General features: G+C 59.0%; 23 protein-coding genes, 1 tRNA gene and 1 pseudogene. 15 read left to right on the top strand and 10 right to left on the bottom strand.

Annotated features, from left to right (window positions below; genetic code table 11):
- The first annotated feature begins 73 nt into the window (after nucleotides 1-73).
- The gene (guaD, locus tag SIB38_RS08020) at nucleotides 74-1432 is read left to right on the top strand and encodes a guanine deaminase (RefSeq protein ID WP_412551769.1); all 1359 of its coding nucleotides are present in this window, start codon (nucleotides 74-76) and stop codon (nucleotides 1430-1432) included.
- Nucleotides 1433-1466: 34 nt separating this feature from the next.
- On the opposite strand, the gene SIB38_RS08025 is transcribed toward guaD, so the two are convergent.
- Nucleotides 1467-2225 (bottom strand): sulfite exporter TauE/SafE family protein, encoded by a 759-nt coding sequence (locus SIB38_RS08025; RefSeq protein ID WP_294117271.1) that lies wholly within the window; start codon nucleotides 2223-2225, stop codon nucleotides 1467-1469.
- 181 nt (nucleotides 2226-2406) lie between these two features.
- Here SIB38_RS08025 and uraH point away from each other — a divergent pair, with 181 nt between their 5' ends.
- Together uraH and SIB38_RS08035 are read left to right on the top strand one after the other, a co-directional pair.
- Entirely contained in the window at nucleotides 2407-2760 is a 354-nt protein-coding gene (uraH, locus tag SIB38_RS08030; protein ID WP_294117273.1) for a hydroxyisourate hydrolase, read from the top strand.
- A gap of 192 nt (nucleotides 2761-2952) precedes the next feature.
- Entirely contained in the window at nucleotides 2953-4188 is a 1236-nt protein-coding gene (locus SIB38_RS08035; protein WP_294117274.1) for a urate hydroxylase PuuD, read from the top strand.
- Nucleotides 4189-4248: 60 nt separating this feature from the next.
- Here SIB38_RS08035 and SIB38_RS08040 read toward each other — a convergent pair whose 3' ends face one another.
- From SIB38_RS08040 to SIB38_RS08050, 3 genes are all read right to left on the bottom strand, one after another.
- Nucleotides 4249-4770 (bottom strand): hypothetical protein, encoded by a 522-nt coding sequence (locus SIB38_RS08040; RefSeq protein WP_294117277.1) that lies wholly within the window; start codon nucleotides 4768-4770, stop codon nucleotides 4249-4251.
- Nucleotides 4771-4989: 219 nt separating this feature from the next.
- A tRNA-Arg gene (locus SIB38_RS08045) sits at nucleotides 4990-5066 on the bottom strand.
- Nucleotides 5067-5174: 108 nt separating this feature from the next.
- Nucleotides 5175-5930 (bottom strand): DeoR/GlpR family DNA-binding transcription regulator, encoded by a 756-nt coding sequence (locus SIB38_RS08050; RefSeq protein ID WP_412551770.1) that lies wholly within the window; start codon nucleotides 5928-5930, stop codon nucleotides 5175-5177.
- Between the two features lie 144 nt (nucleotides 5931-6074).
- Here SIB38_RS08050 and glpD point away from each other — a divergent pair, with 144 nt between their 5' ends.
- The 5 genes from glpD to SIB38_RS08075 all read left to right on the top strand — a co-directional run bounded on the left by glpD (nucleotide 6075) and on the right by SIB38_RS08075 (nucleotide 11237).
- Nucleotides 6075-7658 carry a glycerol-3-phosphate dehydrogenase gene (gene glpD, locus SIB38_RS08055; RefSeq protein ID WP_412551771.1) on the top strand — a complete coding sequence of 528 codons (1584 nt, stop codon included), beginning with the start codon at nucleotides 6075-6077 and terminating at the stop codon, nucleotides 7656-7658.
- Between the two features lie 180 nt (nucleotides 7659-7838).
- Nucleotides 7839-10055: an NADP-dependent isocitrate dehydrogenase gene (locus SIB38_RS08060; protein ID WP_294117284.1), complete on the top strand. Its 2217-nt coding sequence runs from the start codon at nucleotides 7839-7841 to the stop codon at nucleotides 10053-10055.
- 154 nt (nucleotides 10056-10209) lie between these two features.
- Nucleotides 10210-10422: a hypothetical protein gene (locus SIB38_RS08065; protein ID WP_294117286.1), complete on the top strand. Its 213-nt coding sequence runs from the start codon at nucleotides 10210-10212 to the stop codon at nucleotides 10420-10422.
- Between the two features lie 189 nt (nucleotides 10423-10611).
- Entirely contained in the window at nucleotides 10612-10923 is a 312-nt protein-coding gene (locus tag SIB38_RS08070) for a helix-turn-helix domain-containing protein (protein ID WP_412551772.1), read from the top strand.
- A 188-nt stretch (nucleotides 10924-11111) separates the two neighbouring features.
- A complete protein-coding gene (locus SIB38_RS08075; RefSeq protein ID WP_294117290.1) occupies nucleotides 11112-11237 on the top strand; it encodes a hypothetical protein in 126 nt (41 codons plus the stop codon).
- A gap of 673 nt (nucleotides 11238-11910) precedes the next feature.
- Here the strand turns inward: SIB38_RS08075 and SIB38_RS08080 are convergent.
- Together SIB38_RS08080 and SIB38_RS08085 are read right to left on the bottom strand one after the other, a co-directional pair.
- Nucleotides 11911-12072 (bottom strand): annotated as a pseudogene (locus SIB38_RS08080) (Lrp/AsnC ligand binding domain-containing protein); the annotation flags it as partial.
- Between the two features lie 12 nt (nucleotides 12073-12084).
- The gene (locus tag SIB38_RS08085; protein WP_412551773.1) at nucleotides 12085-12414 is read right to left on the bottom strand and encodes an Lrp/AsnC family transcriptional regulator; all 330 of its coding nucleotides are present in this window, start codon (nucleotides 12412-12414) and stop codon (nucleotides 12085-12087) included.
- Between the two features lie 147 nt (nucleotides 12415-12561).
- On the opposite strand from SIB38_RS08085, the gene SIB38_RS08090 reads away from it, so the two are divergent.
- The 6 genes from SIB38_RS08090 to SIB38_RS08115 all read left to right on the top strand — a co-directional run bounded on the left by SIB38_RS08090 (nucleotide 12562) and on the right by SIB38_RS08115 (nucleotide 17647).
- Entirely contained in the window at nucleotides 12562-12978 is a 417-nt protein-coding gene (locus SIB38_RS08090; protein WP_294117296.1) for an acyl-CoA thioesterase, read from the top strand.
- 28 nt (nucleotides 12979-13006) lie between these two features.
- Nucleotides 13007-14059 carry a pyridoxal-phosphate dependent enzyme gene (locus SIB38_RS08095; protein ID WP_412551774.1) on the top strand — a complete coding sequence of 351 codons (1053 nt, stop codon included), beginning with the start codon at nucleotides 13007-13009 and terminating at the stop codon, nucleotides 14057-14059.
- The gene (locus SIB38_RS08100; RefSeq protein ID WP_294117302.1) at nucleotides 14052-15209 is read left to right on the top strand and encodes a M24 family metallopeptidase; all 1158 of its coding nucleotides are present in this window, start codon (nucleotides 14052-14054) and stop codon (nucleotides 15207-15209) included. The genes SIB38_RS08095 and SIB38_RS08100 overlap by 8 nt, the downstream gene beginning before the upstream one ends.
- A gap of 5 nt (nucleotides 15210-15214) precedes the next feature.
- Nucleotides 15215-15958 (top strand): Asp/Glu racemase, encoded by a 744-nt coding sequence (locus SIB38_RS08105; RefSeq protein WP_294117304.1) that lies wholly within the window; start codon nucleotides 15215-15217, stop codon nucleotides 15956-15958.
- A gap of 82 nt (nucleotides 15959-16040) precedes the next feature.
- On the top strand, nucleotides 16041-16988 hold the full coding sequence (locus tag SIB38_RS08110; RefSeq protein WP_294117305.1) for an NAD(P)-dependent oxidoreductase: 948 nt from the start codon (nucleotides 16041-16043) through the stop codon (nucleotides 16986-16988).
- 71 nt (nucleotides 16989-17059) lie between these two features.
- Nucleotides 17060-17647, top strand: coding sequence for a hypothetical protein (locus SIB38_RS08115; RefSeq protein ID WP_294117307.1), 588 nt, complete (start codon nucleotides 17060-17062; stop codon nucleotides 17645-17647).
- Nucleotides 17648-17776: 129 nt separating this feature from the next.
- Here SIB38_RS08115 and SIB38_RS08120 read toward each other — a convergent pair whose 3' ends face one another.
- The 3 genes from SIB38_RS08120 to SIB38_RS08130 form a co-directional block, all read right to left on the bottom strand.
- The gene (locus SIB38_RS08120) at nucleotides 17777-18691 is read right to left on the bottom strand and encodes a tyrosine recombinase XerC (RefSeq protein ID WP_412551775.1); all 915 of its coding nucleotides are present in this window, start codon (nucleotides 18689-18691) and stop codon (nucleotides 17777-17779) included.
- A 7-nt stretch (nucleotides 18692-18698) separates the two neighbouring features.
- Nucleotides 18699-19409 carry a DUF484 family protein gene (locus tag SIB38_RS08125; protein WP_294117310.1) on the bottom strand — a complete coding sequence of 237 codons (711 nt, stop codon included), beginning with the start codon at nucleotides 19407-19409 and terminating at the stop codon, nucleotides 18699-18701.
- A gap of 187 nt (nucleotides 19410-19596) precedes the next feature.
- Complete coding sequence (locus SIB38_RS08130; RefSeq protein WP_294117313.1) at nucleotides 19597-21225, bottom strand: AMP-binding protein; 1629 nt, start codon at nucleotides 21223-21225, stop codon at nucleotides 19597-19599.
- Nucleotides 21226-21633: 408 nt separating this feature from the next.
- Between SIB38_RS08130 and SIB38_RS08135 the strand changes: the two genes are divergently transcribed.
- Nucleotides 21634-22239: a Hint domain-containing protein gene (locus SIB38_RS08135; RefSeq protein WP_294117315.1), complete on the top strand. Its 606-nt coding sequence runs from the start codon at nucleotides 21634-21636 to the stop codon at nucleotides 22237-22239.
- Between the two features lie 67 nt (nucleotides 22240-22306).
- On the opposite strand, the gene SIB38_RS08140 is transcribed toward SIB38_RS08135, so the two are convergent.
- Nucleotides 22307-24505: a 3-hydroxyacyl-CoA dehydrogenase NAD-binding domain-containing protein gene (locus tag SIB38_RS08140; protein WP_412551776.1), complete on the bottom strand. Its 2199-nt coding sequence runs from the start codon at nucleotides 24503-24505 to the stop codon at nucleotides 22307-22309.
- Nucleotides 24506-24516: the final 11 nt, after the last annotated feature.

A 24516-nucleotide genomic window follows, 5' to 3' on the forward strand; every position in this document is an offset into this window, starting at 1 on the left:
GGACGCCCTTGTGCGGGCCAGCCTTGTCCTTCGGCGGCCCGCACCTTTTCATTCCTCCACATTGGACCCGACCATGTCACACACAGAGACTCAAACGCTCCTGCGGGGCCGTATTCTGGATTTCCACGCCGCCCCAACAGATGAGATGGACACCGACGCCTATACCTACATCAAGGACGGCGCGATCCTAATCGAAGATGGCAAGATCAAAGCCACCGGTGTCTATCAAGACATTGCTGCGCGAGCGCCACAAGCCACGGTCAAAGACCACCGCCCAAATCTGCTGCTGCCCGGTTTCATCGACACCCATGTACATTTCCCGCAGGTGCAGGTGATTGCCTCCTGGGGAGAGCAGCTTCTGGATTGGCTGAACAACTACACCTTCCCCGAAGAAACCCGCTTTGAAGACCCTAATCACAGCACGGCGATGGCGGGCCATTTCTACGACCTGCTGACCAGCCATGGCACCACCACGGCAGTGTCTTACTGCTCGGTGCACACCGCGTCCGTGGAGGCCTATTTTGCCGAGGCCGAACGGCGCAATATGTGCATGATTGGTGGCAAGGTCATGATGGATCGCAACGCGCCGGATGCGCTGCGCGACACGCCACAATCCAGCTATGACGACAGCAAAAAGATGATTGCCAGGTGGCACGGCAAGGGCCGTGCGCACTACGCCATCACCCCGCGCTTTGCGATCACCTCAACGCCAGAGCAGATGCAGATGGCGCAGGCTTTGGTGGCGGAACACCCGGAGTGTTTTGTGCAGACCCACCTGAGCGAAAACCACGACGAAATTGCCTTCACCAAAGAGCTCTACCCAGATGCGCCGGACTATCTTGGTGTCTATGAAGGCTACGGCCTGCTGACGCCCAAAACCTTGCTAGGACACTCTATCCACCTGACCCCACGCGAGATTGACGTGCTGGCCGAAACGCAGGCGAAACCGGTGTTCTGCCCAACCTCTAACCTCTTCTTGGGCAGCGGTCTGTTTGACGACGGCGGGCTGCGCGCCCGCGGCATTCAGAACGCCATCGCCACCGACATCGGGGCAGGGACCAGCTACTCGATGCTGCAAACCCTCAACGAGGGCTACAAAATTCTGCAATTGCAGAAGCAGAAACTGCACCCGCTGCGCGCCTTTGACTGGATCACCCGTGGCAACGCCGAGGTGCTGGGCCTGTCGGACAAGATCGGCACGCTGGCGGTAGGTTCGGATGCGGATGTGGTGGTGTTGGATTCCCACGCGACCCACGCCATGGACCTGCGCATGCAGCGCGCGGAAAGCCTGTCCGAAGAGCTGTTCATCCTGCAAACATTGGGCGATGATCATGCTGTGTCAGAGACCTATGTCGCTGGCGTGGCACAGAAAAACGGCGCGGCGACCATTGCAAACAAGCCAGCTCCAGCGCCGGTTCTCAAGTCCGCCTGATTTCCGAAAACTCTGTCAGCTGGTTCCAATCGGGTCAGCTGACAAACAACCGCGCCAGAAACACCGCGCTCATGCCGTAGCCGATCACGACCACGATCCAGCGCACCACGGAAGCCGGAATGGCCTTGGCGACAAAAGCCCCGCTGTAGCCACCTAAGACCGCAAACGCCATCATCAGCACCGCCATCGGCCAAACCACCAGACCTGCCACTGCAAAGGTGACCACCGAAATGGCGGACAGGGCAAACGACAGCCCGTTTTTCACTCCGTTCATCAGGTGAATGTCGCGCCAGCCCCACATGGCAAACAGCGCCAACAACACAATGCCCAAACCGCCGTTGAAATAGCCGCCGTAAACGCTCACCGAAAACAGCCCCACAGCGCCTTCCGGCTTGAACCATTTGGCCTTTTGCTGTGACCAGACCTGCAGTTTTGCGCCGAGCAAAAACGCCGTGGTGGCAAACATCAGCAGAAACGGCACCACATAGGAAAACACCTCGTTGGAGGACACCAGCAATAACAACGACCCCGCCAATCCGCCCGCCAGCGTGATGGCGGTGAGCCGGATCATCTGAGCGCGTGACAGGGTTTTGAGTTCTGACAGAAACCCAATGGCCCCGCCCAGATAGCCGGGGAACACCGACACCGCGCTGGTGGCATTGGCCGCCACCGGCGGCACCCCGGCCCAGACCAGCGCCGGGAAGGTCAAGAACGTCCCGCCCCCCGCAATGGTGTTGACAACGCCAGCGCCAAATCCGGCCAAAGCCAGCACACAGAGTTCCAGGATCGTCATCGGGGTCTTTCTTTATCAAATTGGGTCTGGCGGTCCGCGCACCGTAAGGCGCATTGCTGGATATGCCAGATAATCGCGCTTGTTTTTCAAGAAAAAGCGGAAAGTGCATCGTCTCAGACAGGCTTTGCCTCCAACGCCCCAACCAGACTAAAACCAATACAAACAATCAGGAGACACATCCATGACCGGCTATCTGACCACCCATGTTCTGGACACCGCCCGTGGCTGCCCTGCTGAGGGCCTGAAAATTGATCTCTACCGGATCGAGGGCGAGACCCGCACCAAACTCAAATCCTTGGTCACCAATGATGACGGCCGCACCGACGAGCAAATCCTGCCCGCCGCAGAATTTGCCACCGGTGAATATGAGCTGATCTTCCACGCCGGGGCCTATCTGGACGCCTGCGGCACCCCGCCGGAAGAGCCACGTTTCCTTGATGTGGTGCCGATCCGCTTTGGCATGTCGGAAGCCTCGCACTACCACGTGCCGCTGCTGCTCTCCCCGTTTGGTTACTCCACATATCGCGGCAGCTAAGGCTCTCGAAAAAAAACAGTTTTGCAAAGGCGCGCTCCGGTTTCGGACGCGCCTTTATTCTATGCGACCTGAACTAACATGGCGGGTTTTTATTGTTCTGAATTTTTTGATACTGCTTGGCATTTAGAGGGAATTACGAACAAAGGCCCGGTCGCGTAGACTGTACCAAATACGAATCTAGGGGAGACCGCCATGTACGATATGGCAATTTTGTGGGACTGGATCGCGTTCTCGGTGCGCTGGCTACACGTCATCACCGCCATGGCTTGGATTGGCGCGTCGTTCTATTTCATCGCATTGGATCTGATGCTGAAACCGGCCAAACACCTGCCCGAAGGTGCTTATGGTGAAGAATGGGAAGTGCACGGCGGCGGCTTCTATCACACCGTAAAATACCTCGTGGCCCCGTCTGAGATGCCGGAGCACCTGACCTGGCACAAATGGCAGAGCTACACCACATGGCTCTCTGGCGCGGCGCTGTTGATGATTGTCTACTGGGTCGGCGGTGAGCTCTTCTTGCTGGACCCAACCAAAGCAGACCTGAGCCTGTTCCAGGGCATCCTGATCTCCGGCGGCTCCTTGACTATTGGTTGGCTAGCCTATGATTTTATGTGCAAATCCAAGCTCAGCGAGCAGCCAACCCTGCTGATGCTGCTGCTGTTTGCCATCCTCGTGGTGATGTCCTGGGGCTACAACCAGATCTTCACCGGCCGTGCCGCGCTGCTGCACCTGGGGGCCTTCACCGCCACCATAATGACCGCAAACGTGTTCTTCCAGATCATGCCGAACCAGCGCATTGTGGTGGACGATTTGAAAAACGGCCGCACGCCGGATGCCAAATACGGCAAGATCGCCAAGGTGCGGTCCACCCACAACAACTACCTGACCCTGCCGGTGGTGTTCCTGATGCTGTCCAACCACTACCCGCTGGCCTTCGCCACTGAGTACGCTTGGATCATCGCCAGCCTGATCTTCTTGACCGGCGTCACCATCCGCCACTACTTCAACACCATGCATCGTACTGGCAAAGGCCCGCTCTGGACCTGGCTGATCACCGCGCTGCTGATGGTGGCCATCGCCTGGCTCTCCACTGCGCAAACTGGCGAAACCTACGAGGAATCCGAAGCCCGCGAACTGACCGCGTATGAGCAAAAGTTTGCCTCGGCAGAGGCCTTTGAGGAAGCATACTACGCTGTGCTCGGCAACTGTTCTATGTGCCATGCGCGTGAGCCCTCGTGGGAGGGGTTGCACTGGGCTCCCAAGGGGGTGGTGCTGGAAACCGAGGCCGATGTGGCGCGCCATGCCGAGCAGATCTATCTGCAAGCGGGCCGCACCCACGCCATGCCACCGCCCAACGCGATCGAGATGGATCAGGAAAGCCGTGATTTGATCGTCGCCTGGATCAAGGAGGTTCGTAACGGCGGGTGAGGTCAGACGAATGTATCGGGTAGAAATGGGCGCGCTGTGCGCCCTTTTTTGTGTGAAACGCTATCGGTTTGTTACGGTCGAGCAAGGGGACGGGAAGTCAATGACGTGACCATAGTCGCTTGGCTTTAAGCTCACGCCGACCATCACAAATTCGATTGTGTCCCGGTCGCCAGCCATTGGGAGGTAGAGTTCGGATGTGCTGCGAAAAGATGTGAGCGGACCGGTGTAGGGCAAAGCAATGTGGAGCGGCAGCGGATCTGTCGCAGCCAGCACAAAAGCCCCCCACATTTTTGAGCCGGGTCCTTTGCCGGGGTGGTCGGACAGCTTTGTTCCGGTAAAGACCTTACTCAGCGTCTTTTTGAGTTTGCTGCGTACATAGAGTCCTTTGAAGTCAATTGGTTCCCCGGTGCGGGAGCGCAGTACTTCGTAAATCGATAAGATGCCTGGTTGGGTTTGCGGACATGGCAATCCGATGTTCTTGAGCCGCGGCATTGCAGCACCCAGGGCCGCATCGCGCCAGATGAAATACAGTTGTTTCAGCTCGGGTTCGAGCCTTGCAACCGAGAAGTTGGAGCCTGTCATGTGCTGTGTGGTCTCTTTTTGGTGGTCCTTTTTCTGTCACGCGAACGATGCGCCCTCCCAAAACCCCGGACGCACGCGATGAATCCCCTTCCTGCGTTGATGTAGCGTAGCACAAAAATGCATCACGCGGACTTTGGAGCGAAATCACATCCGCAACTCTTTGTGAACATTGAGAAAAGGAGGCGGCGAGACCAGCTTACACTGGTCAGTGCTCATAAGTGGCGACCCCTGAAGGACTCGAACCCTCAACCTGCTGATTAGAAGTCAGCTGCTCTATCCAGTTGAGCTAAGGGGCCATCGCCAAACGGCCAGCAGGTCGCCCTGCGCCGTCACCTTTCTAATAGCCGCGCCAGCTTGTCAACGGCGCGGGAAGGAAAAGTGGAAAACCAGTGCCGCAGGCCCTCTTATCCCGGCAACACTTCGGTGCCTTTGCTGGCGCAGACCTCGGCCAATGTGTCAGGGATTTCATCCGTGTAGAGCCGGGCGACGTCGGCAAAATCCAAGATCTTCGCCGGGGCGTTGCGTTGGAACTTGGAGTGATCCGCCAAGAGCCAGGTTTCCCGCGCACCAGCCAGAGCGGCGTGGGACACAGCAATCTCGTCGATGTCAAAATCATAGGCCACGCCGGTCTCCGACACCGCAGAACAGCCGAGGATGGCATAGTCAAAGGCAAAGTCGCGCACCATGCGCGCCGCCACAGGACCTACCAGTCCGCCGTCTTCCGCGCGGGGGCGCCCACCGGTCAAAAGCACGTTGCACCGCGCGTTGCCGGACAAAATCCGCGCCACATTGAGGTTGTTGGTCACCACCAATAACCCATCGTGGCCCAGCAATGCGCTGGCCAGTGCCTCGGTGCTGGTGCCGATGTTTATGAACAGAGCGGAGCCATTGGGGATGTCCGCCGCACAGCGGGCCGCCATCGCTGCCTTGGCATCCGCGTTCACGCGCCCGCGTTCTTCATAAGCAATGTTGCGCACACCGGAGGGCAAAACCGCACCACCATGTACCCGCTCCAGCCGCCCGGCATTGGCCATTTCATTGAGGTCGCGGCGAATGGTCTGCACGGTCACAACAAAATGCGCCGCCAGACCTTCGACGGTAACTTTGCCCTCGCTGCGGGCGATTTCGAGGATTTCTCTCTCGCGAAAACTGCTCAGCATGTTCGTTACTTTTCGTTTGTGCTCCCCCTCAGTGGCAGGCGGATGGCACGTTTTCAACGAAAATTATCCATACCACGCGGAATTTCCTTGACCGAATGCGCGTTTTGGGTTCGTAAAGGTGCGAAAATGTTCGAAGGTGTTCTTATGGAAGCGCAAACAGAAAATCCGGTGGATCTTTTTGTCATTGGTGGCGGTATCAACGGCTGTGGCATCGCGCGGGACGCGGCCGGGCGGGGGCTCTCGGTGGAGCTGGCCGAAATGAACGATCTGGCCTGGGCCACATCCTCGGCCTCGACCAAGCTGTTCCACGGTGGTCTGCGGTACCTCGAGTATTTCGAAGTCCGTTTGGTGCGTGAGGCGCTGATTGAGCGCGAAACCCTGCTGCGCGCCATGCCCCACATCAGCTGGCCGATGCGCTTTGTGCTGCCGATGCACAAAGACATGCGCTTTGAAAACGACACGCCGACCTCCAAACTTCTAAGCTTGGTCATGCCGTGGATGAAAGGCCGTCGTCCCAGCTGGCTGATCCGCATGGGGCTTTTCATGTATGACCACCTCGGTGGCCGCAAAATCCTGCCCGGCACCCGCACGGTGGATCTGACAATCGACGAAGCAGGCGCACCGCTGCAGGAGAAGTTTGTGAAAGCCTTTGAATACTCCGACTGTTGGGTCGAGGACAGCCGTCTTGTGGTGTTAAACGCCCGGGATGCAGAGGCGCGTGGGGCCACCATCCGCACCCGCACCAAGGTGATCTCCGCGCAACGTGGCGACAACTTCTGGCACATCGAGATGGAGGACGTCGACACCGGCGCGCGTCGCACCACCCGTGCCAAGGCGCTGGTCAATGCGGGTGGCCCCTGGGTGGCCGATGTCATTCGCGGCGTGATCCAGCAGAATTCCTCCGCTGGCGTGCGTTTGGTACGCGGCAGCCACATTGTCACCAAACGCCTGTTTGACCACGACCGCTGCTACTTCTTCCAAGGCAGCGACGGCCGCATCATCTTTGCCATTCCCTATCAGGAAGACTTCACCCTCATCGGCACCACCGATCAGGAACACACCCACGCCGACGTGGCCCCAACCTGCACCGATGAAGAGGCGCAGTACCTCTGCGACTTCGCGTCTAACTACTTCAAGAAGCCGGTCACCATGGAAGACATCGTCTGGCGCTACTCTGGTGTGCGCCCACTCTATGACGATGGAGCATCTTCGGCACAGGCAGCCACCCGTGACTACGTCTTGAAACTGGACGAAAGCGGCGCCCCGGTGCTCAACATCTTTGGCGGCAAGATCACCACCTACCGCAAGCTGGCCGAAGCGGCGATGGAAAAGCTTACGCCATTCTTCCCAGAGGCCGCAGCCCCCTGGACTGCGGGCGTAGCGATGCCCGGCGGGGACTTTGAAGTGCATCAGGTGGGTGACAAGATTGCCGAGTTGCAACGCGACTACCCCTTCCTGACCGATGCCTGGGCCAAGCGTTTGATCCGTGCCTACGGCACCGAAGCGCCTGAGATGCTCGGAGCCGCAAAATCTGCTGCTGATTTGGGCGCAGACTTTGGCGCAACCCTGACCGCCGTCGAGGTCGACTGGCTCATGGCGAAGGAATACGCGCGCGCCGCTGCCGATGTGGTTTGGCGCCGCTCCAAGCTCGGTCTACGCCTCAACGCGCAGCAAATTGCTGCCATCGACAGCTATATGGCTGCGGCGCGGCAAAAAGCCTCCGCCTGAGGCCCAACCGAGAATTGATCTTTGCGCCTCATCGGCCTATACGAAGCCCGCACGATGCTGTTGTGCGGGCTTTTGAGTCTGCGCGAGGGCGGAGGAGAACCATTCGGATTTTGTCAGGTCATCCCGACCTGATCCCGCAAGTCACAGAACACCCCTGACGCAAAAAAGGTAGTGAGAAACATGGCTGATAAAAAATCGCCCGACATATTGTATACCATTGTAGACGAAGCGCCTGAGCTGGCCTCCGCCTCCTTCCTGCCGATCATTCGCAAGTTTGTTTCCGCCGCTGGTATCACCGTTGGCACCCCGGACATTTCCCTTGCCGGTCGCATCATCGCCACCTTCCCGGAAAACCTGACCGACGATCAGCGTCAGTCTGACGATCTGGCCGCGCTGGGCGAACTGGTGAAGACCCCAGACGCCAACGTCATCAAGCTGCCAAACATTTCCGCTTCCGTGCCACAGCTGGTTGCGGCCATCGAAGAGCTGCAAGGGCAGGGCTACAACATCCCGTCTTACCCGGAAGACCCGCAGTCTGACGAAGAAAAAGCCATCCGCGCACGTTACGACGGCATCAAAGGCTCCGCCGTGAACCCGGTGCTGCGCGAAGGCAACTCTGACCGCCGCTCCGCCCGTGCGGTGAAGAACTTCGCCCAAAACAACCCACACTCCATGGGCGCATGGGAAGGCACGTCGAAGACCAAAGTGTCTTCCATGCCGGGCAACGACTTCTACGCAAACGAAGTTTCCGCCACCATCTCCGCCGAACAGGAGGGCGACGCGAAGATCGAATTTGTCGCCAAAGACGGCGCCGTGACCGTGCTCAAAGACAGCTACCCGCTGGAAGAAGGCACTGTGGCTGACGCGACCTTCATGTCCGCTTCTGCACTGGGCAGCTTCCTTGCAGACGCGATTGAAGACACCAAATCTGACGGCACCATGTTCTCCCTGCACATGAAAGCCACCATGATGAAGGTCTCCGACCCCATCATCTTCGGCCACGCGGTGAAAGCATGGCTCGGCCCAGTTTGGGACGCACACGGCGAAGCCATCGCAGCCGCTGGCGGCTCCCCGAACTCCGGTCTGGGTGCGGTTCTGGCCGCGATCGATACTCTGGACAACGCCGACGCCATCAAAGCCGAGATCGCCGCGCTGGACCGTCCGTCCATGTACATGGTCGACTCGGACCGCGGCATCACCAACCTGCACGTGCCCTCCGATGTGATCATCGACGCCTCCATGCCGGCTGTGATCCGCGCAGGCGGCAAAGGCTGGGACGAAGCGGGCAACAAGGGTGACACCAACTGTGTGATCCCAGATCGCTGCTACGCGTCCGTCTATGATGAAACCATCAACTTCTTCAAAGCCAACGGCGCGCTCGACGTGACCACCGCAGGTTCCGTGGCTAACGTGGGTCTGATGGCGCAGAAGGCTGAAGAGTACGGCTCTCACCCAACCACGTTTGAAGCCCCAGCAGCGGGTTCCATCCGCATCGTTCTGGAAAACGGCGACGTGCTGCACTCCCACGATGTAGAGACAGGCGACATCTGGCGCTCCTGCACCGTGAAGAAAGCCCCAATCGAGAACTGGATCGAGCTGGCGATGGACCGTCAGCGCCTGACCGGGTCCGAGGCGATCTTCTGGCTGGACGCAAACCGCGCCCATGATGCCGAGCTGATCAAATACGTGACTCCGGCGCTCGAGGCGGCTGGCAAAGCCGACCTGTTTCAGATCATGGCGCCTCGCGAAGCCACCGCGCAGTCGCTGAAAACCATCACCGCAGGCAACGACAGCATCGCCATCACCGGCAACGTGCTGCGTGATTACCTGACCGACCTCTTCCCGATCCTCGAGCTGGGCACCTCTGCCAAAATGCTCTCCATCGTGAAGCTGATGAAAGGTGGCGGCCTGTTTGAAACCGGCGCTGGTGGTTCGGCGCCAAAGCACGTGCAGCAACTGGTCGAAGAAAACCACCTGCGCTGGGACTCCATGGGTGAGTTCTGTGCCCTTGGTGAAAGCCTGAACTTCCTCGCGGACGTCAAAGGCAACGCCAAAGCCGGTATTCTGGGTGTCGCTGCCGAAGCCGCGACCCAAGGCATTCTGGACGACAACCGTTCGCCATCGCGCAAAGTCGGCCAGCCGGACAACCGCGACAGCCACTACTGGTTCGCCCGCTACTGGGCCGACGCGCTGGCAGCACAGTCTGACGACGCCGATCTCGCAGCGGAATTCGCAGGCGTGGCCAAAGCCTTGGCAGACGGCGAAGAGGCTATCCTGGCCGAACTCGCAGCGGCCCAAGGCCCAGCAGCCGACATCGGCGGCTACTTCCGCCCATCGGTGGAGCTGAAAGCCAAAGTCATGCGCCCAAGCGCCACCCTGAACGCGATCATCGGCTAAGGCCGACGCGTTAGGTTGACACAAGGAAGCCGCCCTGAAAGGGGCGGCTTTTTTATGCGCTTTGTCATCTCCGTATGGACTTCCTGATCTGCAAGTGCATCCTTGCCCTACTCAGGCCATTGGCCCCAAGCGGAGTATCGAGTTGCGTCACCTCTTGAGCGGCATTCCTTATTTGGTTGTTTTTCCGGTGCTGGTCTTTGCCGCGACCGGTGTCCTCACTCTAATGTTGATGAAGTTTGATGTCGCGATGCAGGATGCCCTGTTGTCCCCGATGTGGTTGCCCATTCTCGCGGTCTTATCCTTCGGCTTGTTTTTCGGCTGTTGGCGGTGGTGTCTGGAATGGGTGAAGCTTACGAAGCGCTTTTGATGCGCCTCAACAGGGCCAGCGCCCGACTGCGGGTGTGCGCACCGAATCCGCAACCTGTCGCTTAATCCCAGCCAAACGCATCCAAGGTTTCACCCTGTCACGACACGCACAAAAGCGCACGCCCATCTGGTCGGTCGTACGCTGGCTGGGCGGGACACGCCTCTCTTCCAATCCCCCAACATTCCCTCTATGAAACACTATAACACCCCCCATCAGGACCCCACGCCCATGACCACGCTCACCATCGACCCGCAACGCCTCAAAACCGTGCGCAAGGCGCGTAAGCTGGGCCGTCCGAAACTCGCGAAACTGATAAACCTCACCGAGCGCCAGCTGACCAAGCTGGAAACCGCCAAAACCGCGACTCTGCCGGAACCCGCCGTCCTACGCCTCGCCACAGCACTGCAAATCCCGACGCAGGCCCTCACAGGCGAGCTACCCCTGATTGAAGACGACCTCAAACCTGTGCAACACACCTGCACCAGCGGCTGTTGCGGGTAATCTCAAGCATCAAAATCGCTTTGCGCGCGTGACAGGGACATCTCCAGAGTCCTTAGATTCTCGCCCCCACCAAAATATCTCGCAAAATGCGCCATTGTCGCCTCTGCTGAATACTTTGACGGGAATTCTGAAGGCGGATTGTGTCGGCGCTACCATGTTTGTTCTGTAACCATTGTGCGAGAACAGACATGAAACAAATAAGAGACTACTGCCGCCGGCATTCCTGGTGTGGCGACCTCAAAGTCGCTGCTGTGTTTCTGGGACTTGCCGCACTCGCCGCACTCATCGTGCTGCAAACCGTGCCGTCAACTTGATCGGCAATTGACACCAAAGCAAAAGGGGCGTTCTGTGCGCCCCTTCGCCTTTTGAGGCGGTGCATTAGCTTGCGATAGTCCTTCGCCACTACTGCAACTTCCGGTTCTGGGGAGAGGGCCGCGTGCATTCCCATGTCGCAAAATTCCGAAAACCGTCATGATCTTCAAAACATGTCCGGCGTGGCCGCTTGCTGCAAGTCAGGCATGAAGGCAGGCACTATCGAGCAGGACCTTACTTGGGACAACTAAAAGCCTTTTGCGACAAACACGCGTGGTGTCGTGGCGTCCTGTTGGCCGCCCTGTTTTTCGGCATCGCTTACGGCGTGGCCTCGTTGGTGATTTACGCAGTACCAAATACTGTAGACAGCCCACCCTAAAGCGCCTCGTGTCCACAAATCACCGAACCTTGTCTTTGGCAAAGCTCCCCCAAACTCTGTCCTCTTCGCAAAATGCAATCTCCGCATTCGCCGCCATCTCTTGTCTGTAGCCACAACGCGAGGACAGACATGAAAAGGATGAAAAACTACCTACAAAGACAATCTTGGTGGGGCGATCTGAGGGTCGCCCTTGTGTTTTTAACAATTGCAGCAGGCGGCGCTTTATTGGTGCTCAAGTCATTTCCAAATACTTTGGCCACCGCGCCATAGCGCCAAGGGAACCCGGCACGTCGCCCCTACACCGGCACCTGTAGCCCAGCCTTCACCCGATCAATCACCACATTGCTGTGAAACCTGCGGATGTTGGGATTGTCGTTGAACACCCGGCGACTGAACTCCTCATAAGCGGTCATATCCGGCGCGGTGACCACCAGAATAAAGTCGGCCTGACCGGTGACGTAGTAGCACTGCTACACATCATCGAGCTTGAGCATCGAGCGGCGGAACTCATCCAGCAGGTCCGTGCGCTCGCGCTCCATCTCTACCTCCACCACAAAGGTCATGGGCCGCCCCACCGCCTTGGCAGAAACCACGGCAATATCCGCCTCCACAATCCCCTCGTCGCGAAACCGCTTAAGCCGCCGTTGTACCGCAGAGCGCGAGATACCCGCAATCTCGCCCAACTCATCCGCCGTCAGCCGGTTGTTCTTCTGAATGGCGGTGAGCAGACGGCGGTCGATTTCGTCGAGATTTTCGGTCATTTGTATTTCTTTGGTGAGAACTAAGGGCAATTCGCTCATCTAAGGGCAATTTCAGAACATTTTGCCCAAATCTTTGCGCTAGCATTTGGCTCTAAACCCTCTCCTGTCAACCCTGCACAGCCCATTGCCTTTCCCCGCAACCCCGCCCACTCTGGTCAACAAAGAAGCTTCAGTTGGACCCACGCCATGCCTTTCACTTTCGAGAACCACCACAATGTTGTCTTTGGCGACTGTGATCCGGCGGGCATTGTCTACTACCCCAACATCTACCGCTGGATGGACGGCACGTTTCAGCGCTTCCTGCAGCAATACGGCGGCCACGCCGCAGTTTGTGAACACCTCGACGCCGTGGGACTTGGACTGATGGAAACCCATGCCAAATACCGCCGTCCGCTTAAGGATGGCGACGCGCTGACCATCCGCATGGAAATTGCCGAGTGGTCCGCCAAATCTTACCGGGTGATCCATCGCGGTTATGTTGTCGATGATTTGGCCTTTGAAGGCACCGAGGTCCGTGCGCTGTTTGAACAGCGCGACGGTCGCATGCGGGCAGGGGAGGTCACCCGCCTCAAATCCCTTCTGATGTCTCACTCAGAGCCCTGACCCCCTGCGCCACCAGCAAAGGCAGCTTATGACCGAAACACTTCATAATCCCCACCGCGGCACCGGCCTGCCGACCCGCCAATCTGACACGATGCCCAGCCGCGATGCCGCCGCCGTTGCAAAGTTGCTCGCCCTGTGCCCGGCTCATGCAGAAACCCCACTGCGCGACATGACAGACCTCGCCGCCACATTGGGCGTGCACAGCTTCCACATCAAAGATGAACGCTCCCGGATGGGACTTGGCTCTTTCAAAGCCCTTGGCGCCGCTTACGCCATCGCTTTTGACGCAGCCCGCACGGCCCCTACCGACTGGGCCACCGCCTTGACCGGCCGCACCTATGTCACCGCCTCGGCGGGCAACCACGGCATGTCCGTCGCCGCTGGCGCGCGGGTGTTTGGCGCCAAGGCCGTGATCTACCTGTCCCACACCGTGCCAAAAGCCTTTGGCAAACGTCTGGAAGCCCAAGGCGCCTCAGTGGCCTGGGCCGGAGACAACTACGAGGCCAGCATGGAGGCTGCAGCGCAAGCCGCCAAGGACAACGGCTGGACGTTGCTGTCCGACAGCACTTGGGCCGGCTATGAGGACAGTGGCTACCGCGTCATGGAGGGCTATCTGCAAATGGCCTCTGAAGCTGCCACGCAAATCCCTGCGCCACCCACGCATATCTTCTTGCAGGCGGGCGTAGGTGGTCTCGCCGCCGCTGTCGCCGCCTTTGCCCGCGTCACGTGGGGCGACGCACCGCAGATCACCGTGGTCGAACCCGAAGCCGCCCCCGCGCTCATTGAATCCGTCCGCGCAGGCCAATTGGCCGACACCACCGGACCTGTGTCCGACATGGGGCGACTGGATTGCAAAACCGCCTCCATGGTCGCGCTCAACGGTCTTGCCATGGATGCGGACAGCTTTGTGACCATCTCCGAACAAGAGGCGCAGGACGCAGTGGGCGCGCTCAAATCCCACGGCATCGCCAGCACGCCTTCCGGTGTGGCCGGTGTTGCCGCCGCGCTCCTGAAACGCCCCGATCTGCCGTCTGACGCCCGCATCCTGTGCTTCGTCTCCGAAGGTCCCGAAGATGCTTGATCGTGGTTTCCCACCGGAAAAGTTCCGCACCCGCGTCACCCGCCTGCAATCCGCCATGGCAGACGCAGGCGAAACAGCACTCCTGCTGACGTCGCAGGCTGACATCTTCTACACCACCGGCTTCCTCACCCGCTTCTGGGAAAGCCCCGCCCGCCCGTGGTTTGTGATCGTCCCGGCGCAAGGCGACCCCATCGCCGTGATTCCCTCCATCGGCGCGGACCTGATGTCCAAAACCTGGGTAACCGACATCCGCACCTGGGACGCGCCTTGTCCCGGAGACGACGGCGTCAGCCTGCTCACCCAAACCCTTGCTGACATCGTGCCCGAGACTGGCACCATCGGCCTACCCATGGGCCTCGAAACCCACCTGCGCATGCCGTTGGGGGATTACCTTCAACTCACCAACAACCTCGCCCCGCGCCGTTTCGTTGATGCGACCAACACGGTGCAACGCACCCGCGAAATCAAATCTGATGGCGAAGTCGCCAAAATCCGCGCCGCCTGCGCCGTGGCCGACCGCGCCTTCTCTCGCATTTCCGAATACGCCTCCGAAAACACCTCTCATGGACAGGTCTTCCGAGACTTTCAGCGTATTTTGCTTGAGGAAGGCGCCGATTGGGTCAGCTACACCGCAGGCGGCGCAGGGCAGGGCGGTTACGGCGATGTGATCTCCCCGGCGACAGATCAACGCCTCACCGCAGGCGACATCTTGATGCTCGACACCGGCGCGGTGCTGGACGGCTACTTCTGCGACTTTGACCGCAACTTCGCCATCACCCAGGCCGACGCCGCCGCCAAACGCGCCTATGATCAGCTCTATCAAGCCACCGACCACGTGCTTGCCACGCTACGGCCCGGTCACAAGGCGAGCGATGTGCACGCCATGTTTGTCGACAGCCTGACCAAGCAAGGCGCCACCCCTGGCAGTGGCCGTCTCGGCCACGGCCTTGGCATCACGCTCACGGAATGGCCCAGCTTCACGCCGCATGACCACACCGAACTGCGCGCGGGTATGGTGCTCACGCTGGAACCGAGCGTCGAGATCGCGCCCGGCCTGTTTCAGGTGCACGAAGAAAACATCGTCCTGCGCGCGGATGGTCCGGAGCTCCTCTCCTCCCGTGCCGCCGCATCCCTGCCCATTCTGAGGTAACGCCCATGGAGACCGTCCCTTTCACCCTTGGCACCCCGGCGTCCGGCCGGGCCGCCTTGGGCCTGATTGTGCTCAAGTTTGACGAAACGCTGGAACAGGACTTCCGCCGACTGTTCCCGTCCCGTGATCTCTCAATTTACACCAGCCGCGTGCCCTCTGACTCAGAAGTCACCCAAGACACGCTGCTGGAAATGTCCAAAACCCTGCCAGCCAGCGCATCCCTTTTCCCACCCGCAGCAAACTTCGACGTCGTAGGCTATGGCTGCACGTCCGGCACCACCATGATTGGCGCCGATAAAGTGGCCGAGCTTGTCAAACAAGGCGTACAAACGCCTGCCGTGACCGATCCACTGACCGCCGCCATCGCCGCCTGTCACGCGCTGGGGATCACCCGCCTTGGCATGGTCACGCCCTATGTCGAAAGCGTCTCCCTGCCGGTCAAACAAGCCTTTGAGGCCGCAGGCATTGCCGTGCCACATCTGGTGTCTTTTGGCGAAGCCGGGGAGGAAAACGTCGCCCGCATCGATACGGCTTCTGTGAAAGCCGCCGCCCTGCAGGTGGGCCATCTAGGCGTCGATGCGATCTTCCTCAGCTGCACCAACCTGCAAACACTGGATGTGATCGACAGCCTAGAGGCCGACCTCGACAAACCGGTGTTTGGCAGCAACCTCGCGCTTGCCTGGCATATGGCACAGCTCTCCGGTGCCAAACTGGCCGCCAACGCGCCGGGCCGTTTGCTGAAACGCTAAAAACATCTCCTCTCTGTCGGTATCAGGCCTGCCGCAATGCCACGCCTTGCGCAGGCTGATCTCAACAACAGGGAGACTGGCCATGAAAATCGGCTTCATCGGATTGGGCAATGTTGGCGGTAAGCTGTCCGGCAGCCTGCTGCGCAACGGCAAAGACCTCTATGTACACGACCTCAACCCCGATTTGGTGGCAGAGAAGGTCGCCGCAGGGGCCAAGCCCGTGTCCAGCCCCGCCGAAATGATGCGCCTCTGTGATGCGGTCATCACCTGCCTGCCATCGCCCGCCGCTTCTGATGCGGTCATGCAAGAGATGCTGCCCGAGGTCACCGAGGGCAAAATCTGGATGGAGATGTCCACCACCGATGAGGCCGAAGTCAAACGCCTCGGCGCGCTGGTGATCGCCCGTGGCGGCGCAGCTGTGGACTGCCCTGTCTCCGGCGGCTGTCACCGCGCCGACACCGGCAATATCGCCATCTTTGCAGGCTGTGACCGGGCCACATTTGAGCGCATCCTGCCGCTGCTGACCACCATGGGCCGCCGCATCCTGCACACCGGTCCGCTTGGCTCCGCTTCCGTGCTCAAGGTTGTGACCAACTACCTCGCAACCGCGCACCTTGTGGCCTCCGCCGAGGCACTCACCACCTGCAAAGCGGCGGGTATGGATCTCAACACCGCCTATGAGGCGATCCGCATCAGCTCCGGCAATTCCTTCAGCCACGAAACTGAGAGCCAAGTCATCCTGAATGGCTCGCGCGACATCTCCTTCACCATGGATCTGGTCAAAAAGGACATCGGCCTATTCCAAGACGTCGCCGACAGGGCAGGGGTGCCGCTGGAACTCAACCCGCTGATGGTCTCGATGTTTGACGACGCCATCGCCCGCTTTGGCGAACGCGAACTCAGTCCCAACATCATCAAACGGCTGGAAGAGGCCACAGGCCTGTCTGTTCTCGCGCCCGGCTTCCCGCCGGAGATGGTCGACGATGAGCCTGAGGAACCTGGTTACGAGGTGATCCCTAAAGGGCGGTAACACGCCGGTTTTATTGAGCGCCGTTCTGCGCCATGTTCTTTGCGTGGTAGCAACAGGAGCCGCTAGACCAAATGCTTAAGGACCTGTGGCAGTTTCTCAGCAGCTTGTTTGCCTCAACTGGCGCGGGCAAGCAGGCGTCTGCGTCGTCCAAAGTGGTGCCGCAGGTCGAAATCTTAAAGCTGTGGCAAAAGCAAAGCGGCGCGGGCGGTCCCTCGCTTTGGGCGGAGGTCCACAACCCAAGTGCGCAGGATTTGGTTTTTGGCGACCTGATGTTGCTCCTGATGTACTCGGCGCACCCCGGTGGCGGTTTGATGCAGGGCGGGCATGCCACCATGGCGCTGACCATTTCGCTGCCGCAAAGCGCCACACTGCCCATTCCCGCACATCAAACTACAATCCTGCGCCTTTATGGACCAGGAGATGTTGTGGAAATTGCACCGCCAAAGGCTCGAACCGATGCGCGGCTCAACACGGTGTTGGCGCACGACCATCTGCGGTTTGTGGCTGCCATTCAGGCCGAAGGGCATCTGCTGGGAGCCTTGACCGTTGACCCGCAGGCCACATGGCTTGAACTGCGCGTCCCTGATCGACGTCGGCGCGATGTCAATGCCGGGCGCATGTTGCGACATGACCGCTACAAGCGTCCATCGATGCGATAATCAGGCCTGAGGGTGTCACGCAACGCCCGCCGCCTTAACCTTTGCACGCAACAAAACGCACCTCCGCAAAACAGTCGTGATACCGATAGAATACCGACGTGAATTCGGGGCCAAAATAGAGAGGTTAACTCACGCCTTCGGGTGGGTCTTGTTATAGACTTCCATCAACCGCGCCGAATCGACTTGGGTGTAGGCCTGCGTCGTTGACAAGGACGCATGGCCCAAGAGTTCCTGAATGGCGCGTAAGTCCCCGCCAGCGCTCAATAAATGCGTAGCAAAGCTGTGTCGCATCGCATGAGGCGTGGCGCTTGCTGGCAGGCCCAGCTGCTGCCGCGTTTGCTGCATAACCTTCTGAACTTGTCGTGGATTAAGCGCCCCGCCGCGCACCCCGCGAAACAACGGGAGATCTTCGCTAAGTGCATGAGGGCAAAGGCGAATATACCGCGAAACTGCATCCCGCGCCGCGTCGATCACAGGCACGATCCGCTCTTTGCCCCCTTTGCCGACAATACGCAGCGCGTTGGGCAAAGGCACGTCCGCGCCGGTTAAACCCAAGGCCTCAGAAATCCGCAGGCCGCAGCCATAAAGCATTGTAATCACGGCGATATCACGCGCGCCGACCCAATCTTCCTGTGACTGAAACTCCACCGTTTCAATCACTTCTTTGGCGGCATCCTCGCTCAACGGGCGGGGCAGTTTGGCCTGAAACTTCGGCGCACGTGTGGCCAGAACCGCCGTCGGATCACAGCCTTCCTTTTCGGCCAACCACCGGTAAAAACTCTTTACAGACGAGAGCTTACGCGCCAACGACCGCGATGAAATCCCACTGGATCGGGCGCTCGCCATCCAGCTGCGCATGTCCGGCACGCCCAGTTCCATCAAAGGCGCCAGCCCCTGCTGGTCCCCCTTGTGCAGGGTCATAAACGTCAGGAATTCAATTAGGTCCCGCTGATAGGCCGCAACCGTGTTATCAGAAGCGCCTTGCAACGCCATTTTGTGGGCCAGAAAGCGCTCGACTGCATCACTGGCCGCCGCGCTGATCATGGGCGGCTCACGCCAGCCAACGGCGCATCGCCCGTTCAAACACTCCAGCAAAAAACGCCAGTAGATCAGTGCCTTGCTGTGGTGTGAACTGATGCGGGTCTTCTGCGCCCATCACCAACAAACCGGGCAATCGGCCGGTGCCAAGGTCCAGCTTCAGGCAGGCTTCTGAGCGGATCCAGTCGGCATCCTCACCATAGACCACCGAACCCCCACCCTGCACCTGGCGCAACGTCACCTGCCGCTGTGGTATATTACGTCCACCGGTCAAATACTCTTCCACAAACCCAGGAGCCGCTGTCGACAAAACATCTCCCAACCGCGCGATATTTGCGTCGCCTTCGGTCTCTGCCTCGGTTTCCAGAACCAAGCGCACCGCGTCCACGCGCAAAATATCGGCCACTTCGCCGCCCAAATCGTGCAGGAAGCCTTCAAATTCCACCGGATCGAGCATCCGCAGAATGGCGCGATGCACCTGATTGGTGCCCGCAAGATTGTCGTAAGCGGCGGCAATCACGCTGCGATGTGTGTCTTCCAGCCGGTCCAAACGCGCCTCAAGCCGCTCCATGGCGATGCCGCGCAAGTCCACAATGTTGCCACCCATGGTTTTTTCATTGGCGGCAATCAACGCCCGCATCAAATCCCGGTCTTCCAGAATTACATCGGGTTGCGAGATGATTTTCTCGCGCATGTCATCTTCGATTTTTGGAGTGCTGCTCATGTCGTCGCCATTTTTGGTCGTTGCGGCAACCTTATCAGAGCGTTTCAACAAATGCCGCAACTTTTTTGCGATGCAGCGCAGTGGCCGCGGGCTTAAGCCGGCGGCGTCATTTGGCCACAAATATCCCGGGGGAGGCCTGCCAACGGCAGGGCGGGGGCAGCGCCCCCATCCTCACTGTTTTAACCGCTCAGAGACTTTTGGCTTTTTCGCGCAAGGCAAACTTCTGAATCTTGCCCGTGGAGGTCTTAGGCAACTCGCCAAACACGACCTTCTTGGGGGTCTTAAATCCCGCAAGGTGTTCTCGGGCAAAGGAAATCACCTCTTTCTCCTCCGCCGACTGCCCATCCAGCAACTCGACAAAGGCACACGGCACCTCGCCCCATTTCTCATCTGGTTTGGCCACCACCGCTGCCAGGTTCACCGCAGGGTGGTGCATCAACACACCTTCCACTTCGACCGAGCTGATGTTCTCACCACCGGAGATGATGATGTCCTTGGCCCGGTCGGTGATCTGCACATAGCTGTCCGGATGCTGCACCGCGATATCGCCGGAGTGGAAGTAGCCGCCTTCAAAAGCTGCCTTGGTGGCTTCCGGATTCTTCAAGTAGCCTTTCATCACCGCGTTGCCGCGGATCATGATTTCGCCATCTGCGGCCCCGTCCATGGGGATCTGCGCCATCTTGTCGTCCATCACCGTGATGTCGTCCATAAATGGCATGGCGACGCCTTGGCGGGCTTTGATCGCCGCGCGGTCATGGCCTTGCAGATCGTCCCAGCGGGTCTCATCCCAAAGACATTCTGTGGCTGGCCCATAGACTTCGGTCAGCCCATAGACCTGCGTGATGTGAAAGCCCATCGGCTCGATTTTGGCCAATGTGGCCGGGGCCGGGGGGGCGCCGGCGGTGAAGACTTCCACCACATGGCCGAACTCTCTGCGCTGCTCTTCCGGTGCATTGACCAGCATGTTCAACACGATAGGGGCCCCACCAAAGTGGGTCACACCCTCGTCGGCAATCGCGTCGAAGATCGCCGGTGCCGTGATGTCGCGGCAACAGACAATGGTGCCGCCGACCATGGGCATCATCCATGTGTGGCACCAGCCGTTGCAGTGAAACAGAGGCACAATTGTCAGGTAGACCGGATGTAAGGTCATGCGCCAGCTCAGCACCTGTCCCATGGCGTTTAGATAAGCGCCCCGGTGGTGATACACCACGCCTTTTGGCTTGCCCGTGGTGCCGGAGGTGTAGTTGAGCGCGATGCTCTCCCACTCGTCTTGAGGCATGATCCAGTCAAACGCCAGATCGCTTTGGGCCAACAGATCCTCATAGGTCTGATGGCGTCCGGAGGCTGGAAATCCTGCTTCCGGGGCAGCCACCTCGATTAGCGTGGGTGCGGCTGAGCTCATCGCGGCGCAGGCCGCCTCGGCAAGCTCCAGGAAAGCGCTGTCTACCAACACCACTTTGGCTTCGCCATGCTCAAAGATGTAAGTGACCGTGGCGACATCCAGACGGATGTTGATCGCGTTGAGCACAGCCCCGCAGGCGGGCACACCAAAATGCGCCTCGCAAGCTGTCGGTGTGTTGGGAAGCAAGGTTGCAACCACGTCGCCGGGTTTTACCCCCAACTCAACAAGGCCGCAGGCCAATTGGCTGCACCGGGCGTGATACTCACGGTAAGTGCGACGAATCTCGCCATCCACCAAGGCGGGGCGGTTCGGGAAGATTGTTGCCGCTCGTTTCAGTCCGGACAGCGGGGACAAAGGCACATAATTAGCCGCGCATTTTTCCAATCCGGTTTCATCTGACATCCAGCCCATTGGCGAACCCTCCCAAAAAGTCTTGCCAGCACTCTCGTAGATGTTGTTTCAAAAGGGAAGTCGGTAATAATACGCACGCTTCGACGGCATTGTTGAAACAATCATGCGCTATGAGCGACCGACTTAAAGATGGGGCGCACCTAAGGGGCAAACCCGTTGGCAAGGGAAGGCTGTTTCAAATTTCAATCATTTTGAGCCTACTCACAGTTGAACTAAATGCCAAGTAGACCGCTGAAACTGTTTACGAATTGTATAGGCGCAGCCGCAAAATATGATCCAAGCGTTTCCCAAACTTAGTGGCGAAACAGTATGAGTGTTTTTCGGACCCCGTCCTTGGTGGAATAGATGGTGGTAACAATTCGTGACAAAGCTAGGCTGGCTTTAGCAGCCAGGCGCCGCCACTCAAACGTGCGGCCGGTAATCACAACCACGGGTAGTGGGTTTGTGGCGGGTACCCGTGTGGTCACGCCCGGTGGGTGGGCCACCGTGGACAGCTTGCATGTCGGTGATGAAGTGCTCACATTTGATGCCGGATTTCAGCGCGTTACGGCTTTGGCGACCGACCCGATATTCAGCCATGAGCACGTGACCCCACGCCAGCTGTGGCCGATTTTTGTCCCTGCCGGTTCTTTGGAAAACAGGCGTGATCTCTTGGTGCAACCGGGGGAAGGGGTTCTCGTTGAAAGCCCGTCGGTACGCGACAAATGGGGCGATCCTTACGCGGTCATCCCTGGCGCGGCCTTGGAGGTTCTGGATGGGACCTACCGCGTGGAACCTGCCACACCTCTTAAGGCCGTTCTACCGGCATTTGCCGAAGATCAGATGGTGTTTGTCAACGGCGGGGCGCTGCTGTTTTCCCAGTGCATTTGGGGCGTGCGTGCCGGTGTGCGGCCACGCTTTGGGCGGGCGGCGAACTACAACATGGTGCCGGTACAAACAGCCATGACCATGCTGGAAAGCGGCGCGGTGCGGAATGTGTCTGTGAAGCCAGAGATGATGCTGGCCGCAGCGTAGAAAGGGCACAAAAGAAAAACGCCCGATAGCGATTGCTCCCGGGCGTTTCTTGTTTTGTGAGGGGCGCTTAGGCTGCGGCTTTGGCCTGTGGACCAAAGCGGCCATAGAAGGTCTCGCCTTTGTCCGCCATCTCACGCAGCAATGGCGGGCAAGCAAACCGGTCGCCAAACTTCTGTGCCAATTGGTCGCAACGTTCAGCTGCCCAAGCGGCGCCAACGATGTCGAGCCAACTGAACGGGCCGCCGGACCATGGCATGAAGCCCCAGCCCAAGATCGCGCCCACGTCACCTTCACGAATGTCTTCCAGCACACCCGCTTCCAGCGCGCGCACGGCTTCCAGTACCTGGGCAAAGATCAGACGGTGCTGCACTTCGATCAGGTCAGGTTGCTCTTCCAGTAGCGGGAACTTCTCGTTGAAGCCGGTCCAGTAGTCGCCGCGCTTGCCCTTTTCGTCATAGTCAAAGAAGCCCGCTTTCGCTTTGCGGCCCAAACGACCTTCTTCAACCATCCAGAAGGTCACGTCATCCGCGACGGACTTCGGATAGGCGTCGCCCATCGCAGCCATAGTGGCTTTGGCGATTTTGGCGCCGAGGTCCAAGGAGGTCTCGTCCACCAGCTGGATTGGTCCCACTGGGAAGCCTAGAAGCTGCGCCGCGTGGTCCAGAAGCGGACGGCCCACACCTTCACCGGCCATCATCACACCTTCGTTGATGTAAGGAATGATGCAGCGGTTGGCGTAGAAGAAGCGCTCGTCGTTCACAACAATTGGCGTCTTGCGGATCTGACGCACATAGTCGAGCGCTTTGGCCACCGCGCGGTCGCCGGTTTCTTTGCCTTTGATGATCTCCACCAGCGCCATTTTCTCCACTGGGGAGAAGAAGTGGATGCCGATGAATTGCTCTTTGCGTACAGAAGCTTCGGCCAAACCGGTGATTGGCAGGGTGGAGGTATTGGAGGCAAAGATCGCATCCTCAGGGATGATCGCCTCAACCTTCTTGGTCATTTCGGCTTTCACGCCCACATCTTCGAACACCGCTTCGATGATCAAGTCAACGTCAGACAGGTTGTCCAGATCGGTGGTGGCGTTGATGCGGCCCAGCATGGCCTCTTTCTTCTCTGCCGTGACCTTGCCGCGCTTGATGCCCTTGTCGAGATAGGTCTCGGAGTAGGCTTTGCCGCGATCGGCTGCTTCTTGGCTGGTGTCGATCAGCACAACGTCCATGCCGGCCTGCGCAGAGACCAGCGCGATGCCTGCGCCCATCATACCCGCGCCCAGAACGCCGACTTTCTTGACGGACTGATCCGGAACGTCTGGACGGTTTGCGCCTTTCTCCAGTGCTTCTTTGTTGATGAACAAAGACTGGATCATCGCCGAAGACGACGGGTTCATCAGCACATTCACAAACCAGCGCGCTTCGATCTTTAGCGCAGTGTCAAACGGCACCTGTGCACCTTCATAGGCCGCAGACAGCAGAGCCTTGGCTGCAGGGTACACGCCCCAAGTATTGCCGTTCACCATCGCCGACGCGCCAGCGTAGGTCATGAAGCCTGCTGGGTGGTACGGTTCACCACCTGGCATTTTGTAGCCTTTGGCATCCCATGGCTTCAGGATGTCTTTGTCGGTGGCCGACAGAACCCACTCTGTCGCGGCGGCGACTGGATCGTCCACCACTTCATGGATGATGCCTGCGGCTTTGGCTTTCTTCGGATCAACCATCTTGCCTTGCAGCAAGAACGGCGAGGCTGCGATAGCGCCCATCATGCGAATGAAACGTGTGGTGCCACCCATGCCCGGGAAGATGCCAACCATGATTTCCGGCAGGCCAATTTTGGCCTTTGGGTTGTCCGCTGCAAAGATGCGGTGGGTTGCCAAAGGCAGTTCCAGGCCAATGCCAAGCGCGGTGCCGGGCAGCGCGGAGGCAATCGGCTTGCCGCCTTTGTTGGTTTTTGGGTCCATGCCCGCACGCTCGATTTTGCGCAGGAATTTGTGGCCCATCATGGTGAAGTCAAACAGCGCCTGCGCAGGCTCGTCACCGGCATCCGCGCGGATGGAACCAAGCACATTCAGGTCCATGCCACCGGCAAAAGTGTCTTTGCCAGAGGTAATTACCGCGCCTTTGATGTCGTCGTTGCCGAGCACCTCGTCAATGCAGGCTTCCAAGTCGCCAAAGGCCTCCCGGCTCAGCACGTTCATCGATTTGGACTTCACGTCCCAGGTGATGATGGCGACACCGTTGTCGCCGACTTTCATTGTGAAATCAGTCATGTCTCTTATCC

This window comes from Shimia sp. MIT910701 (genome assembly GCF_047126315.1).
Taxonomy (GTDB): domain Bacteria; phylum Pseudomonadota; class Alphaproteobacteria; order Rhodobacterales; family Rhodobacteraceae; genus Shimia.